This is a genomic window from Actinomadura scrupuli, from assembly GCF_050971785.1.
In the GTDB taxonomy this organism is placed as follows: Bacteria; Actinomycetota; Actinomycetes; order Streptosporangiales; family Streptosporangiaceae; genus Actinomadura_E; species Actinomadura_E scrupuli.
This window is the reverse complement of the sequence record NZ_JBPCCU010000001.1, coordinates 902613-918171: the sequence shown is the minus strand read 5'-3', so window position 1 is coordinate 918171 and position 15559 is coordinate 902613. Positions and strand designations below refer to the sequence as shown.

The following is a 15559-nucleotide window of genomic DNA, read 5'->3' as shown; positions in this document are numbered from 1 at the left end:
CCCCCATGGACGCCCACCGATCAGCGACGACGCTCGTACCCGAACAGAGACGGCACCCGGTGACCCTGCTCTCGAGCCGGTCCCGTAGCGCCACCGATCCCGGCTGGCTGCACGAGCGCACCCTGCGGCTCGCCGAAGCGGTGCTGACTCACCGGAGCGCGCTGCTGGACATCCTCACCGAGACGGCCACCCGGACCGCCGCGGAGGACGAGATCAACCGCTCGGTGCGCGCCCTCGCCGGCGCCGCCTGGGAGGTCGCGCGCAACGGGCCGCCGCGGACCGGGCGGCTGGCGGTGTTCCTGCCGTCCAACAACGTGCTCTACTCCTACGTCCTGTTCGGGCTCATCCCCTCGCTCTACTGCGACGAGATCGTCATCCGGCCGTCGGCACGCACCCGCGCCACGGCCTTCGCCGTGCACGCCCTGCTCGCCACGACCTGCGGGCCGCGGGTGATGGAACGGGTGCGGCTGGTCGAGGAGTCCCAGCGGACCTTCCAGGCCACCTGCGCCGACGCCGACGCGGTGGTCTTCACCGGGCAGTACGACAACGGGCTCGAGGTGATGGGGAAGATCGGGGACCGGCCGCTGTTCCTGCTCTTCGGCTCCGGCCCCAACCCGATGATCGTCGGACCGCAGGCGGCGGCGGAGCGGACCACCCGGGCCATGCTGACCTCGCGCCTGTACAACTCCGGCCAGGACTGCCTCTGCTCCGATCTGATCTTCGTGCACCGCAGTCACCTCGACGCCGTGGTCGACGATCTGAAGATCGCGCTCAGCGCCGTGCGCACCGCCGGCCGGCGCTCGCCGGGGGCCGTCGTCGCGCCGCTGGTCTACGCCGACGCGGCCGAGCAGGCGGAGAAGTACATCTCCGACCACGCCGAGCAGGTGGTCTTCGGCGGGCACGCCGACGCGCGGACCCTCCGGGTGGACCCGACGATCGTCCTGCACGACCGGTCCCAGCAGCTGCACCCGCCGGAGTTCTTCTCCCCGATCTTCTGCCTCGCCCCGTACGAGGACCCCTCCGAGATCGAGAGCTGGGCCTTCTCCCCGTACGAGCTGTCGCGCGGGATGTACGCGTCGGTCTTCGGCGAGCAGCGCATCGACTCGCGGCGGCTGGGCACCGCGCGGGTGCTGCGGGAGCTGACCACCTTCGACCACGAGGACGGCAACAGGCCCTTCGGCGGCTACGGTCCGCAGGCCGGTGCCGTCCGCGGCCCCGACGGCAGGCTGCAGGCCCGCCCGCTCCTGCTCTCCGCCGAGCTGGCCACCCGGGGCTCGCGATGAGCGTGCTCACCGAGGAGCGCACGGCGGTGGTGCACGGCGAGCCCGCGATCTGCGCCCCCTCCAGCGCGTGCCCCACGCTGGTCACCGGCGTCCGCTGGTTCCCGGCCCGGTCCGCCAAGCCGGAGGACGTGGTCTGCGAGCTGCTGCGCGCGATCGGGGCGGACCTCCCCGAGCCGGTGCGCAACTCGGCACCCGTGCTGCTGGTCGCCTCCCGGCTGAGCGAACGGAAGGTGGGCACCTTCGTCGCCCAGTGCCGCGACACCGCGCGCCGGCCACGGCCGCTGGCGTCGGTGCGGATGGAGACCTCGCTGACCCTGCAGCGGTTCGCCGACCGCACCGGCTGGTCCGGGGCGGCGTACGCCCTGGTGACGCCGGGCGGGGACGCGAGCGGCTCGGCGCTGAAGTGGGCGACGGCGGGCATCACGGCCGGCCGGTTCCCGGCGGCGTACCTCTGCGAGGTGGTGCCCTCCCCGGGCGCCGAGGACGAGGCGCTGGCGTTCGGCTACACGGTGCGCGCCAGCGACCTGGCGGGCCGGGAGTTCTTCCATGACTGACGCCTGGGCGGCCGTCGCGGCCACGCTGGCCGACGCCGGATGCGAGCTGGTGGTCGGCGTGCCCGCCGACGAACCGGGCCTGCTCGACGCCGCCGGACCGGTGCCGGGGCTGCGGGCGGTGACCGTGCGCGACCAGCGCATCGGGGCGTGCCTGGCCACCGGTCACACCATGGTGTCGGGCCGGCCGGCCGTGCTCGCGCTGACGTCCGGCCCGCCGTTCCCCAACGCGCTGGCGGGCCTGGCCGAGGCCGCCTCGCTGTGCGTGCCCCTCGTCGTGGTCACCACCCGGATCCCGGCCGCCGGGCTGGGCCGCGGCGGTTTCCAGGAGACCGACCAGCGCTCCATGGCCGCCTCGCTGGCCAAGTGGCACCACGTCGTGGAGTCCGCGCAGCAGCTCACCTGGGCGATCCGCCGCGCGGTGCATCTGGCGGTCAACGGGCGTCCCGGCGTGACCATCGTCGAGGTGACCGACGAGGTGGCGCAGGCGGGCAGCCCCGTCCCCGCCCCCTCCCGCGACCCGGTCGTCCGGCGGCGCGCCGCGGCCGACCCCGGGGAGGTGCGGCGGGCAGCCGCCGTGCTGCGCACCGCGGAGCGGCCGCTCATGATCGTCGGTGGCGGGGTACGGATCTCCGAGGCCGGTGGCGAGGCGCTCCGGGTCGCCGAGGCGCTCGGCTCACCCGTCATGACGACCGCGGCGGGACGCGGGACCGTACCCGAGTCGCATCCGCTGGCCACCGGGCTCATCGGGCTGTACGCGACGCCACCGCTGGACCGGCTGCCGGCCGAGGCCGACGTGGTCCTGGCGATCGGCACCCGGCTGGAGGAGACGGCCAGGATGGGCTGGCCGGAGTCGGAGCACGTGCGGCTCGTCCACATCGACGCCGACCCGCACGTCTTCGGCCAGGTCCTGGAGCCGGAGGCGGCGGTGCTCGGCGACCCCGCCCTGGTGCTCGCCGAGCTGGCGGAGGCGCTGCGGAGCGGGCCGCCGCAACCGCCCCGGACGGCCTGGCGGGCGCGGATCGCCGAGCTCGACGAGCAGGTGCGCGCCGAGCAGCGCGGCGCCGACCCCGGCTCCTCCGCAGCCCGGACCGCCCTGATGATGGTGGCCGAGGTCTTCGGGGAGCGGGCCACCTACGTGCACGAGAACGGCCTGCACGACATCTGGTCCTACCACTACCCGCTGCTCCCGGTGGGGCCCGGCACCCGCGTCGTCGTGCCCGGTGAGCAGACCATGCTCGGCTTCGGCCTGCCCGCCGCGGTGGGCGCCGCCATCGCGCTGCCCGGCGACCCGGCCGTGCTGCTGTGCGGCGACGGCGCTTTCGCCATGAACCTGCCCGCCCTGGTGACCGCCGCCGAGGCCCGGGTGGGGCTGGTCATCCTCGCCTTCGACAACTCCGGCTACGGCTGGCCCCGCCACCTGCGGGCACTCGCCGACGAGCCCGACGAGGTCACCCGGTTCGCGGTGCAGTTCCCGGTGGACGACGTGGTCCGGGCCCTCGGCGGGACGGTCGGCGAGGCGGGACCGGGCTCGGACCTGCGGGCGATCCTGCGCACCGCCCGCGCGAGCGCCGCGGCGGGGACGGTCGCGCTCGTCCGGGTCCAGGTCGGCGACGACGACATCCCGCCGGGAATCGCCAGGGTCATGGCGGGTCACGATGCCTAGACAGAGCCTGCTCATGGCACGGCTGGTGGTGGACGGGACCCAGGTGCCGGGCGGCACGCTGACCCGGCACCTGGACGACGTCACCGCCGCTCTGGAGGAGTGCGGCGTCGGCCCCGGCACGGCGGTGTGCACGACCGCGCGGACCGGGGTGCCGCTGGTGGTCACCATGATGGCCGCCGACCGGCTGGGAGCGGTCGCCGTCCTGGGCGAGGGCCCGCCCGGCTCCGCCGGCGTCCCGCGCTCGGTGCGGGCGAAGGTCGGCGCGGACGCCCGGGGGGTGCCCGTCGTCGAGCCCGTCGCCGCCTTCGCCGGCCTGCCACCCGACCCCGCCCTTCCGCCCGAGGGCGGCGCCGTGTTCTGGACCTCCGGCAGCGGCGGCACGCCGAAGGCGGTCCTGCTGTCCCGGACGGCACTGGACTACCAGGCCGAGGCGAGCTGGGAGCGGTTCGAGGCCACCGCCGACGACCACTGGCTGGTGCCCCTCCCCCTCGCCCACGCCTACGGCTTCAGCATCCTGCACATGTGGCGGCGGTTCGGACCGGCCCTGCACGTGCTGTCGACGCTGCGTCCCGCCGCGGTGGCCGACCGGCTCATCGACCCCCGGATCACGCTGCTCGACGGCGTTCCCGGGCTGTACGGCCTCCTGCTGCGGCTCGCCGAGCGCGACCCCGTGCTGCGGACCCGGCTGGCGGGGCTGCGGCTGCGCGGCTGCGGCGGGGACGTCCTGCCCGGCGAGCTCGCCGGGAGGTTCGCGGCCGTCGTCGGGCAGCCCATCCACGACGGTTACGGGCTGACCGAGGCGGGCCCCAACGTGGCGGTCTCCGGGCCGGGCACCTACCGGCCGGGCACGGTCGGGACCGCCCTGCGGGGCACCGAGCTGCGCACCGATCCGGCGACCGGTGAGGTGCTGGTGCGGGGGCCGGGGCTGATGACCGGCTACCTCGGCGACCCGGAGTCCACCGCGAGCATCCTGCCCGCCGACGGCTGGCTGCGCACCGGCGACCGCGGCGAACTGCTGCCCGGCGGCTTCCTGCGGATCACCGGCCGGCTGAAGGACGTCATCATCGTCCAGGGCGAGACCTTCGCGCCCAGCACCGTCGAGGACGTGCTGTACGGCGTGGCCGGGGTCGCCGAGGCCGCCGCGGTCGGGGTGCCGCACGGCAGCCCCCGCGGCGACCTCGTGATGGCCTACGTCGTGCCCCAGGACCGGGGCACCGGCCGGCTCACCGGCGGGATCACCGATCGGGCCGCCCGAGACGGCCTGGCCGCCGCCCTGGAGGCCCGGTGCCGGGCCTGCCTGCCGCCCGTGCTGCGGCCACGGCGGATCGAACTCGTCCCCGAGCTCCCCACCCTCTCCTCCGGCAAACTCGACCGGGCCGCACTGCGGTACCGGGGACAGGAGCGACATGTCTGACGCCCTGGTCATCTCCGGGCTCGGCCTCACGAGCGCGTACGGCATCGGCAGGCGGGCCTTCTGGCACGGGCTGGTGCGCGGTGAGCGCGGGCTGGGCCCGCTGACGGACGCGGGCCGTCCCGAGGCGGTCGGCGGGCAGGTCGCCCTTCCCCCCGGTGACGGCCGGCGCCGGACCCGGCTGCTGACGGCCGCGTTGGACGAGGCGCTCGGCAACGGCCCGCCGCCCGCGCGGACGCTGCTCGTGCTCGTCGGCCAGGCCCCGCGGGTGCCGACCGCCTACGACGAGGACCAGGACGACGACGAGGACGCCCTGGAACTCACGGCGTCCTGGCCGCCCCCGGGCCGCACGGCGGTCGAGTTCGACGAGGTGGTCTTCCTCTCCCAGGCCTGCGCCTCGGTGCTGTTCGGGCTGGGCTACGCGCGGGACTGGGTGCTCGGCGGCCTGGGCGACGCCGCGGTGGTCGCGGGCGCGTTCACCCTGAACCGGTACGAGTACCTCGGCATGTCCGTCGTCGGGGCCCTCAGCCCCGGCGGCGCCCGCCCGTTCGACTCCGGCCGGGACGGCACCAGCCTCGGCGAGGGCAGCGCCGCCGTCCTGGTCGAGCGCGAACCCGAGGTACGCGCCCGGGGCGGCAGGCCGCTGGCCCGCGTCGCCGGGCTCGACTGCCGGGTCGGCGGCAACAGCCGGACCGCCTCCGACGCCGCGGTGGTCTCGCGCTGCATGTCCACGGCGCTGCACGAGGCCGGTCTCGACCGCGTCGACTACGTGCACGCCCACGCGACCGGCACCCCGCAGGGCGACCTGGCGGAGACCACCGCCATCGACGGCCTGGGGGCCTGCCTGGGCTGGCACGGCGTCCCGGTCGGCTCCCACAAGGGGGCGATCGGGCATCTGATGCAGGTCTCCGCGGGGGCGGGCATCGCCGCCGGGATCGGCACCCTCGGCACCGGAATCGCCCCCGGCACCCCCGGGCTGACCACGCCCGTCGAGACCACCGACGCGATCCGGATCATCCGGGCGGCGGAGCCCGTCCCCCGCCCGGGCGCGGTCCTGATCAACAGCTTCGGCTTCGCCGGCAACAACGCCGCCGCGGTACTGACGGCCGCGCACCAGTGATCGGAAAGAGGAACCCATGCAGAACGCACTGTCGCACTACTACGACGGCGTACTCGCGGCCGTCGGTGAGCTGCGCGAGGCCGGTCGCGCCCGTCCCCCCGCGTGGTTCCAGCCGGCCTGGGACCTGCCCGCGCGCTCCGCGGGGCTGGACGACTTCTTCTCCGCCGCACGGCTGTCCGGAGGCTCCCTCGGGGAGTACCACGGCCATCCGCTGTGGTTCCTCGACCTGACGCAGAACCCCAGGACCCGGACCACCAAGACCTTCGGCTCGCTGGTCATCGTCGCCCGGGCGCTGGCGCACATCGCGGCCACCGGGGAGCCGGTCCTGCTGCTCACCCCGTCCGCCGCCAACAAGGCGGTGGCGCTACGGGACGCCGTGCTGCGCGCCTACGAGACCGGCATGGCCTCCCCCGAGACCCTCCGGGTGGCGGTGGTGGTGCCGTCCTCGTCGCTGCCCAAGCTCTGGGACTCCCCGCTGCTCCGCGACCCGTACCTCAGCGCCGCCAACCCCATCGGGGTCTTCGGCGGGCCGCAACGCGAGGACGTGAAGAAGCTGACGACCGCCACCGTCGGCGTGGTCTCCGACGAGCTCCGCGAGTCCACCGGATTCCGGGTGTGGTACACCCTCGACCCGGACAACTACATGGTCGCGGACGTGGTGCGCGCGTTCTACGAGGACGAGCGGCTGACCCCCGGGCCCCGGGGCCGCTGGCACGCTCACGCGGTCTCCAGCGCTTACGGCTTCCTGGGACACGACTTCGGCGCCAGGATCCTCGCCCGCAACCGGCCGGCGTCCGCGGCGCACTACCTGCTGGTCCAGCATCTGGAGACCCCGGACCTGGTGGTGGACGTACGCTCCGGGGCCGCGCTCCCCCGCTACGACCTCGACCCGGCCACCGGCCTGCTCCGCCAGCCGGAGCCGGCCGACCCGCACTTCCCCGCGGTCTGCTACTCGGCGGGCGAGCGGCTGGAGCGCACCTTCTACACCCGGCGTCCGCCCACCACCGAACGGGTCCGGGAGCTGGTCGGGCGGCAGGGCGGAGACGGCATCGTGGTGTCCCTGCACGAGTGCCTCGTCCGCTACCAGGAGGTCCGCCGGCTGCTCGCCCGCGCGGGCATGGACCGGCTCCCGGAGGATCCGCGCAAGCTGCGGGAGTGGGCCATGGTGATGGCGACGGTGGGCGCGCTGACCGCGATCGACAGGGGCCTGATCCCGGCGGGCGAGGAGATCCTGCTGCACGGCTCGGGCGCCTACTCCGAGGGGGAGTTCGAAACCCCCGACCGCGGCCTGCTGCGGCCGGTGGAGACCGCCGAGGACGTCGCCGCCATGGTGCGCGACGCGGCCAAGGCCTGAGGCCGGCCGGTCCCGTCCCTCCCGCCCACGGGCCTCCCAGAAAGGACGCACCCGTGACCCCCAGTCTCGCCCGGCGGCTGCGCATGCGGGCCGGCTACACGTGGCGCAACAGCGCCCATCCGCTGATCATCCGGTTCCGCGCCCGATGGGACCTGCGGGGCGCCGCCTCCCATCCGGCGGTCGTGTCACACCTGGGCGGGGTGTCGATCGGCTACGCGGGGCTGCCCGAGGGCCTGTCGCACACCCTGGAGTTCACCGAACTGCGGCGTGAGGGCACCGGCGGCGGCCCCGCCCTCCGTACCTCCCACCCGCTGCGGGCGGGCGACCTCGGCAGGCCCGAGCGCCTGCCGGCCGCGGACGTCACCATCGTCGGCACCAGCGCCGCACGGGCCCGGCGGCTGCCGACCGCCGCCGCGCTGGTGCTGCCGATGAAGGTGCATCTGGTCGTGGACCTCGGCAGGGACCGGGCGGCGCCGCACCAGCGCGTCTCCAAGCGCGAACGCTGGCAGTTCTCCCGCAACCAGCGCACGCGCCACTGGGTCTGGCGGACCGAGACCGACCCCTCGGCCTTCGGCCTGTTCTACGACCGCATGTACCGGCCGACCATGCACCTGCGCCACGGCTCCCGGGAGCGGACCGAGGCCAGGGACATCGCCTACGAATGCCTGTTCCGGACGGGACGGCTGTTCCTGCTGTCGGAGGGGTCCCGCCGGATCGCCGGGGCGCTGTGCCACTGGAACCCCTCGTCCGCGACCCTCACCCTGCGCCTGCTCGGGGTCCTCGACGGAGCGGACGAGCACTACGACAGCGGCGCCTTCAAGGCCGTCTACCACTTCCTCATCCGCTGGGCCGCCGACAACGGCGTGCGCCGGGTCGACTTCCAGGGCACCGAACCGTTCCTCAGCAAGGGCACCTTCCAGTGGAAACGCCGATTCGGCTCCAAGGTCGTGCTGCCGCCCAACCATTTCGGCGGCAAGCGCCTGTGGCTCCAGGTGCGCCGTGACACACCCGCGGTGCGCGACTTCCTGGTCGCCAACCCGGTCCTCGCCGAGACACCGGACGGCCTGCTGGAGGCCGTCTACTTCTCCGACGCGTGCCGCCCGCCCCGGCTGGACCTCTCGGCGAAGGCGCCGGGGGTGCACCGCACCCGCCGGATCGACCTGGACGAGTTCCTCGCCCATCTCCCGCACGAGGCCCCGCTCCCGCACGAAGCCCCGCTCCCGCACGAAGCCCCGCTGCCGCACGAGAGGAGCCGCCCGGATGGGCGCGCCACGAGCCGCCTCGGATAGCCCGCGCACGGCCCCCGGCCGGGTGACGGGCGGCACCCCCGCGCGACGCCGGCCCGGTTCGCCGCTGCGCGTGCTGGCACTGTCGCTGTTCGTCCTGCGGTTCGGCTCGACCATGACCGCAGTCGGCCTGCCGCTCATGGTCGTGCACCGCTACGGGGCCGGGTTCGACGCGGGGCTCACCCTCGCCCTGGAACTCCTGCCGAACGTCCTCTTCGGCGCGGTCATCGGTGACGTCATCGACCGGACGGACCCACGCCGCCTGGCGATCCTCGGCCCGTTGCTGAGCGCGCCCGTCGTGGCGCTGATCCCGGCGACGACGGAGCTCTGGCAGATCCAGGCACTGGGGCTGCTGGCCGGCGTCGGCTATCTGGTCGGGCTGCCCGCCCGGATGGCGCTCCGCTCCCAGGTGATCCCCCCGGGCGCCGAGACGGCCGGGAACGGGCTGCTCGTCGCGTCCCAGCGGCTGCCCATGCTGCTCGGCCCCACCGCCGCCGCGGTGCTGATCCCGTTCGGGTACACCGCGCTCTTCCTCACCGACGCCGCCACGGCCGTGCTGGCCGCGGCGATCCTGTTCGCCCTGCCACCACGCCCCCGGCCGCCGCACTCCCGCCCGCCGCACTCCCACCCGGCGTGCACCGGGCCGCCGCGTGCCCCGGGGGCCCGGGCAGCCCGGTGGGCCGTTCGTGCCCGGGCGGCCGCCCGATCGGCGCTGCGCCGCCTCTTCACCGAGAGCATCCCCGGGCTCGCCCGGATGGTCGCCGCGGACCGCGCGCTGGCCGCGCTGACGGCCACCGCCTTCACGTACATGTTCGGGTACGGCATGACCCGGCTGTTCCTCGCCACCTACGCGATCTCCCGGTTCCCCCATCACGCGGGCTTCTTCGGGCTGCTCGGCGCGGCGATGGGGGCAGGCGCCGTGCTCGGCTCGCTCACCGCCGCGCGGTTCGCCCGGTTCTCCCAGGGACACCTTTACGTGGCGGTCAACCTGCTGGAGAGCGGCTGCTGGCTCTGCCTCGTCCTGCTGCACGACCCGGCCGCCGCCCTGGCCGCGGTCGCCCTGGCCGGGGTGTGCGAGTCCATCGGCACCGTCGTGTTCTACGCCGAGGCGCAGACCCGGCTGCCGGCGAACTCCGAGGGCCGCTTCTTCGCCATGCTCATCCCGCTGTCGGACTCCTTCTTCGTCCTCGGCACCGTCACCACCGGCGTGGTGGTCACGAACGGCGTCGTACCCGCGGCCTGGATCATCGCCGCCACCATGGCCGTTCCCGTCCTCGCGCTCTGCCCGCTGTTCCTGCGCCGGCGGCTGTGGCCCGGCCGGGAACCCACCACGTCCGGCCGAAGGGAGAGCGAAGAATGATCGCGGAGCCGTACGGCCTGCAGCGCGACATGCTGATGTTCGCCACTCGCGACCAGCGGGGAGATCCGCGCACCCAGCGCTACGCGAACGTCTGGGAGGTCCTGCGCGTCCGCGGGCCGCTGGACGTCGGCCGCCTGCTGGCCGCGGCCGAGGCCACCGCCCAGGACATGGACACGCTGGGGGGCAGGTTCCGGCATCGCGACGGCGCGGACGGTTTCGCCTTCGACCCGGAGCGCCGCAGGATCAGCCACGCCTTCCTGCGGCTCACCGGCACCGACGGGGATCTGGCCGGCTCAGGGGCCGCCGAGACGCTCCGCCGCGCCGCCCACCAGCTTCGCGACCTCCAGCGGGATCCGCCCGTGCACGTGCTGGTGGCCGAGCTCGGCGAGCAGGATCACCTGCTGCTGCTGGTCATGGACCATTCGGTGTCGGACGGCCGGACCCTCGTGCTGTTCCTGCGCCGGCTCGCCAGGCACTACCGGCGGAGGTCCGCCGAACGGCCGTTCCCCGGCTTCTGGGACTTCACCCGGTCGATCGCCGAGGCGCGCCCGGAGCGTACGGCGGCGCGGGAGTTCTGGTCGGGGGCGCTCTACCGGGCGGCGGACGACCGCGCACGGCCCTCCTTCCCCGGCGGGCGCTGGAAGCCGAAGGGCACCCGGGACCTGACCGCGGTCAGGCTCGACGAGTGGCCCCGGGAGGAGTCGGCCGGCCTCGACCGGCTCGCGAACGCGTACCGGGTCCGGCCGCACCTGCTGATCCTGTCCGCGCTGTCGCTGGTCGTCTCGGCGTGGGGCGATCGCTTCGTGCCCATCAACTACATGCGCAACGGCCGGGGCCGCCGCGAGTGGACCAGCGTCCCGGGTCCGCTCGCCGAACACGCGGTGACCGTCCCGGACCCCTCCGAGTCCTGTGATGATGATCGGGGGATCGCCGACCGGCTGTGCTCCTGGGCGCACGAGAACTCCTCGAGCCCCCCGCACTTCGGCCTGTCGCAGCGAGAACTGGAGACCCTGTCGAGCGAGGAGAACCGGCTGGTGCTGTTCAACTTCCTGCCGTCGATCGCGCCGATGTCCCTGGACCGCGGGCCGGAGGCGGGAGACGGCGCCGTCGCCACCCCCGACCCGCAGGTCAAGGACCTCATCGAGGCGTACGACACGACGAGCAGGTTCGGCGTGCGGGTCCAGCTCCTGCACGATCCCCGGCAACGGCTCCAGTTCGCGGTGCACAGCGACCCGGAGATCCTCCCCCGGCCGGAGGCCCTCGGCCGGTCGGTACGCCGCGTACTGCGGTGGGCGGTCACCGAACCGGCCCTGTCGCCCGCCACGGCCGTCAAGCTCGTCCGCCAGGACTGGTCGCGGCCATGAACTCCCTCACCTACGCGCACCTGGTGGCGCCGTCCGGCGGGCCGGCACGACCGCAGGGCACCGGCACGGCGTACGGGACGTGCGGGGAGCTCGTCCAGGGTGTGCTGGACGGCCGGGACTTCCTCATCACCTTCCCCATCGACCTGCGGGTGCGGGCCACCGCGTCCCCCTCGGCCCTGCAGGGCGTCGCGGTCTGGCCACCGCACAAGGTCAAGGCGCGGCGGGCCGCGGAGCGGTTGCTCCGCCGCCTCCGGTACCCGTCCCGGCTGGGCGTCCGGGTGGACATCGCCTCGCCGCTTCCCGAGGGGAAGGGCATGGCGAGCAGCTCGGCCGACATCGTGGCCACCTGCCGGGCGCTGGCCGACCTCCTCGGCACCGGCGTCTCCGACACCGAGCTGGGCGCCATCGCCTGTGCGATCGAACCCAGCGACGCCGCCATGTACGAACGGCCCGTCGTGTTCGACTTCATGACCGGGGACCTGCTGCACGACCCCGGCCGCCGGTTCCCGGTGCTGGCGGTCACCGTGGACGCCGGCGGTGCGGTGGAGACCACCACCTTCCGGCGGCTGCCGTACACGGCCGGGGAGCGCCGGATCCTGCGCGGTGCCCACGATCTCGCCGTGCAGGGCCTGGAGACCGGAGACCTCCAGGCCGTCGGCACCGCCGCCACGGCCAGCGCCCGGGTCAACCAGCGGCGGCACGCGAAGCCGCATCTGGACGAGCTCCTCGACATCTGCGCCGACCACGGCGGCAGCGGTGTCGCGGTCGCGCACAGCGGCACCCTCGCGACCATGCTGTTCGACGACCGGCTGATCGACCAGGCCCGGAACGCCGCCCTCGACGCCGCCATCCGCCTCCCCACGGCAACGGTCGCCATCCTCAACGGCCTCTGACCCCCTGGCCGCCCCTCCCCACTCGCCGTGATCATGCATCAAATCGTCGATTGATTGCATGATCACGGCGAGGGAGTGGTGATGAGGCGGCCGTCCTCCTCGCGCACGCGGGTGCCGAACTCGGCACAGGCCGCGCTGAGGCGGTCCCGGATCCAGGCCCGTTCGGGGGCCTCCGCCAGCCGGGTGTGGCAGCGGTCCAGGGCCAGCGGCACCGCCGCCACCTCCGACGGGCCGTGCTCGTCCAGGGTGACCAGGAACATCACTCCCAGGTCGTTGCGCAGGAAGAAGTCCACCACGTAGTCGTCGATCAGATCGCCGAGGTCGTACAGGACCGGCCCCGCCACCCCGTGGAACACGTGCGCGGAATGCCCGGCGACCAGCGTCGCCCCGGCGCCCACGAGCCCGCGGGCCGCCTCGCGTACGTAGGGCAGCGGCTCGGCGATCATGTTGGGGCCCCAGTGCGGGGTGACGAGCACGACGTCGGCCTCCGCGCGGTACCGGCCGATCTGGTCCAGCAGCCAGGCCGGCACCCCGGAACGCAGGTCGGCGTAGGCGACTCCGGGCCGGTCCGGAGCCGCCGCGAAGTCCCCGGGATGATCGGTGACGCCCAGCACGGCCACCCGTACCCCCCGGGCCTCCAGCACCACGGGGGTACGGGCCAGCTCCTCGTCCGGGCCCGCGCCCACCGCGAGGATCCCGGCGCGGGCGAGGTGGTCGCGGGTGTCGGCGAGCGCGTCCGGGCCGAAGTCCAGCGCGTGGTTGTTGGCCAGCGTGACGCAGTCCGTGCCGAGCGCGGCCAGGGCCTCCACCGCCACCGGAGGCGCCCGGAAATGGAACCTCTTCCCGGGCGTGGCCCACGGCTCGCCCCGGGTCGAGACACAGCACTCGAGGTTGAGCACGGTCAGGTCGGCCGTCGTGAAGAGGTCGCGCAGCCCCTCGGAGAACAGATCTGCCGGTGGCACCATGGCGAGCCGGTCACCGACGCCACGCCCGAGCATCGTGTCGCCCGCCAACGCCAGTGTGATGGACATCGCCCCTCGCCGTTTCAGCCCTTGTTCAGCCCTCGTCAGTCCGGCCCGGTCAGTTCAGGTGGCGCAGGAACCAGTCCCGGGCCTGTCCGGCCACGTTCTCCAGGGCGCCCGGCTCCCCGAACAGGTGGGTGGCTCCGGGCACCACGGTCAGCCCGTTCTCACAGCGCAGTTGCCGTTGAGCCTGGTGGTTGAGGTCGAGCACCTGCGGGTCGTCACCGCCCACGATCAGCAGTGTCGGGGCCCGTACGCCGCTCAGCCGGTGACCGGCCAGATCCGGGCGGCCGCCGCGCGAGACGACGGCTGCGACGCCGGCGCCGGGCTCGGCCGCCGCCCACAGCGCCGCCGCCGCGCCGGTGCTCGCCCCGAAGTATCCGATCCGGGCGTCGGCGGTCTCCGGCAGGTCACGCAGCCACCGGGTGGCGGCGGTGAGCCTGGTGGCCAGCAACGGGATGTCGAAGACGTTGGCCCGGTCGGCCTCCTCGACGGGGGTCAGCAGGTCGAACAGCAGCGTGCCCAGGCCGGCCTCGTTGAGCGCCTCCGCCACATAGCGGTTCCGGGGGCTGTGCCGGGAGCTGCCGCTGCCGTGCACGAACACCACGATGCCCTGGGCCTTCTCCGGCACGGTGAGGTGCCCGGCGAGCTCCACCGTCCCCCCGTCGACGGACACCTCCTCGTCGCGCGCCGGCAGACCGGCAGGCGCCGTGTCCCCTTCCCACCGGGACAACGGCTCGGGCGGCGGCCCGGGCACGCGCTCGGGATGCGGTCGCGGGGCCTGGGCCAGCAGCGCGACGACGGCCTCGTCCGGTACCTGGGCGAAGTTCTCGTACCACTCGCCCACGGCGTAGAACATGCCCGGCTCCTCCAGGCAGATCACCTCGTCGGCGTCGCCGCGCAGGCTCTCGATCACCTCGGAGTCCCCGACGGGCACGGCCAGCACGACCCGCTTCGCGCCCTGGGCGCGGGCCACCCGGCACGCGGCCCGTGCCGTCGATCCGGTGGCGACCCCGTCGTCGACGATGAGGGCCGTACGGCCGGCCAGCGGGACCCGGGGACGCCCCCTGCGGAACCGCCGGTCGCGGTCCCGGAGCTCCGCCTGCTCCCGCGCCTGCACCACGGCCAGGTCGTCGGCGCTGATACGGCCCCTGCGCACGATGTCGTCGTTGACGATGCGTACCCCGCCCTCACCGAGGGCGCCCATGGCCAGCTCCGGCTGGCGGGGCACGCCCAGCTTGCGGACGACGATCACGTCGAGCGGGGCGCCCAGGGCCCGGGCGATCTCGTAGGCCACGGGCACGCCGCCTCGCGGCAGCCCCAGCACGACGAGGTCCTCAGCCCGTAGCCCGCCCAGCCGCTCCGCCAGGCGCCTTCCGGCGTCCACCCGGTCGATGAACATCGCCGCCGCCTCCCTCCAGCGGAGAGGTCCGTGGGGACAAACCCACCTATATTCGACACTACCCAAGACGGCGGTCCTGGTCGCCCGCCGCGTCGGCCGCCCTGTCGGCCCCCGGGCCGGGGGACTAGAGGGGGCCGAACAGCCAGTTGCCCGCGGCCTCGGGATCGTCACCGGTGTAGAACTCCCGGGCCGCCTCCACGAGCTCGTCCACCGTGAGCGTCTGGGACCCGTCGCGGTCCAGCCGCTCGAAGGCGGCGTCGGCGTCCTCGGCGCTGGTGCCGAACGCCTGCTGCATCGCCCGGAAGCCGCCCGGGCCGATAGAGCCGTCCCCATCGGTGTCGCACAGGGCGGCGACCGCCTGCGCCGCGGGCCGGAAGACCTGCTCGAACCGGTCTCCGTCGATGAACGCCGCCGTCATGCCCGCGTGGAACTCCGCCGCCGAGATCTTCCCGCCGGAGCCGGTCTCCTGCACCAGGGCGTTCCAGAAGGCGTCCAGGTGATCGAGGACCCGCCGGCCCTTGGTGGTGGTGGGCGGCTCGCCGAGCCCCACCAGCAGCCGGGACCCCAGGCAGAGAACGTCGTCGCGCTCGATGCGCCCGTCACCGTCGACGTCGAGTTGTGCGAAGGCCCGTTCCAGCTTGCGATCGAGTACCCGCATCGCCATGGCAACCCCCGAGGTGACCCACTGTGATGGAATGCAGTCATTCGACTGCACAGCGTGACTTTACTAGGGTCCCGGCGGCTCCGGAGGAGCGCTTGGCGAACTGGGGCGCACCGGCCCCCCGGACGGCCGGCCGAGCCCCGGGGCACGGCCGCCCCGCGCCCGGTCAGGTGGTGGATGACGAGC

13 protein-coding genes are annotated in these 15559 nt (G+C 74.4%); 10 read left to right on the top strand and 3 right to left on the bottom strand.

Going from position 1 to position 15559, the window contains the following annotated elements; translation table 11 throughout:
• Window positions 1–5: 5 nt before the first annotated feature.
• From ACRYCC_RS04240 to ACRYCC_RS04195, 10 genes are read left to right on the top strand one after another with little or no spacing between them, the layout of a single operon-like run.
• A complete protein-coding gene (locus ACRYCC_RS04240) occupies window positions 6–1283 on the top strand; it encodes an aldehyde dehydrogenase family protein (protein ID WP_433808880.1) in 1278 nt (425 codons plus the stop codon).
• A complete protein-coding gene (locus ACRYCC_RS04235) occupies window positions 1280–1837 on the top strand; it encodes a hypothetical protein (RefSeq protein ID WP_433808878.1) in 558 nt (185 codons plus the stop codon). The genes ACRYCC_RS04240 and ACRYCC_RS04235 overlap by 4 nt, the downstream gene beginning before the upstream one ends.
• Window positions 1830–3500 (top strand): thiamine pyrophosphate-binding protein, encoded by a 1671-nt coding sequence (locus ACRYCC_RS04230; protein ID WP_433808876.1) that lies wholly within the window; start codon window positions 1830–1832, stop codon window positions 3498–3500. Before ACRYCC_RS04235 ends, ACRYCC_RS04230 begins: the two co-directional genes overlap by 8 nt.
• Window positions 3493–4914, top strand: a complete 1422-nt coding sequence (locus ACRYCC_RS04225) for a class I adenylate-forming enzyme family protein (RefSeq protein WP_433808874.1) — start codon at window positions 3493–3495, stop codon at window positions 4912–4914. The genes ACRYCC_RS04230 and ACRYCC_RS04225 overlap by 8 nt, the downstream gene beginning before the upstream one ends.
• Window positions 4907–6031 (top strand): beta-ketoacyl synthase N-terminal-like domain-containing protein, encoded by a 1125-nt coding sequence (locus tag ACRYCC_RS04220; RefSeq protein ID WP_433808872.1) that lies wholly within the window; start codon window positions 4907–4909, stop codon window positions 6029–6031. The genes ACRYCC_RS04225 and ACRYCC_RS04220 overlap by 8 nt, the downstream gene beginning before the upstream one ends.
• 16 nt (window positions 6032–6047) lie before the next feature.
• Window positions 6048–7385 (top strand): DUF6002 family protein, encoded by a 1338-nt coding sequence (locus ACRYCC_RS04215; RefSeq protein WP_433808870.1) that lies wholly within the window; start codon window positions 6048–6050, stop codon window positions 7383–7385.
• Between the two features lie 53 nt (window positions 7386–7438).
• The gene (locus ACRYCC_RS04210) at window positions 7439–8674 is read left to right on the top strand and encodes a hypothetical protein (protein WP_433808868.1); all 1236 of its coding nucleotides are present in this window, start codon (window positions 7439–7441) and stop codon (window positions 8672–8674) included.
• Entirely contained in the window at window positions 8646–10031 is a 1386-nt protein-coding gene (locus tag ACRYCC_RS04205) for an MFS transporter (RefSeq protein ID WP_433808866.1), read from the top strand. Before ACRYCC_RS04210 ends, ACRYCC_RS04205 begins: the two co-directional genes overlap by 29 nt.
• Entirely contained in the window at window positions 10028–11395 is a 1368-nt protein-coding gene (locus ACRYCC_RS04200) for a condensation domain-containing protein (RefSeq protein WP_433808864.1), read from the top strand. The genes ACRYCC_RS04205 and ACRYCC_RS04200 overlap by 4 nt, the downstream gene beginning before the upstream one ends.
• Complete coding sequence (locus ACRYCC_RS04195) at window positions 11392–12288, top strand: GHMP family kinase ATP-binding protein (RefSeq protein ID WP_433808862.1); 897 nt, start codon at window positions 11392–11394, stop codon at window positions 12286–12288. Before ACRYCC_RS04200 ends, ACRYCC_RS04195 begins: the two co-directional genes overlap by 4 nt.
• 62 nt (window positions 12289–12350) lie before the next feature.
• Here the strand turns inward: ACRYCC_RS04195 and ACRYCC_RS04190 are convergent, their stop codons facing one another.
• From ACRYCC_RS04190 to ACRYCC_RS04180, 3 genes are all read right to left on the bottom strand, one after another.
• Window positions 12351–13319 (bottom strand): CapA family protein, encoded by a 969-nt coding sequence (locus ACRYCC_RS04190; RefSeq protein ID WP_433808860.1) that lies wholly within the window; start codon window positions 13317–13319, stop codon window positions 12351–12353.
• 49 nt (window positions 13320–13368) lie between these two features.
• Window positions 13369–14712: a phosphoribosyltransferase family protein gene (locus ACRYCC_RS04185; RefSeq protein WP_433808858.1), complete on the bottom strand. Its 1344-nt coding sequence runs from the start codon at window positions 14710–14712 to the stop codon at window positions 13369–13371.
• A 124-nt stretch (window positions 14713–14836) separates the two neighbouring features.
• On the bottom strand, window positions 14837–15376 hold the full coding sequence (locus ACRYCC_RS04180) for an EF-hand domain-containing protein (protein WP_433808856.1): 540 nt from the start codon (window positions 15374–15376) through the stop codon (window positions 14837–14839).
• Window positions 15377–15559: the final 183 nt, after the last annotated feature.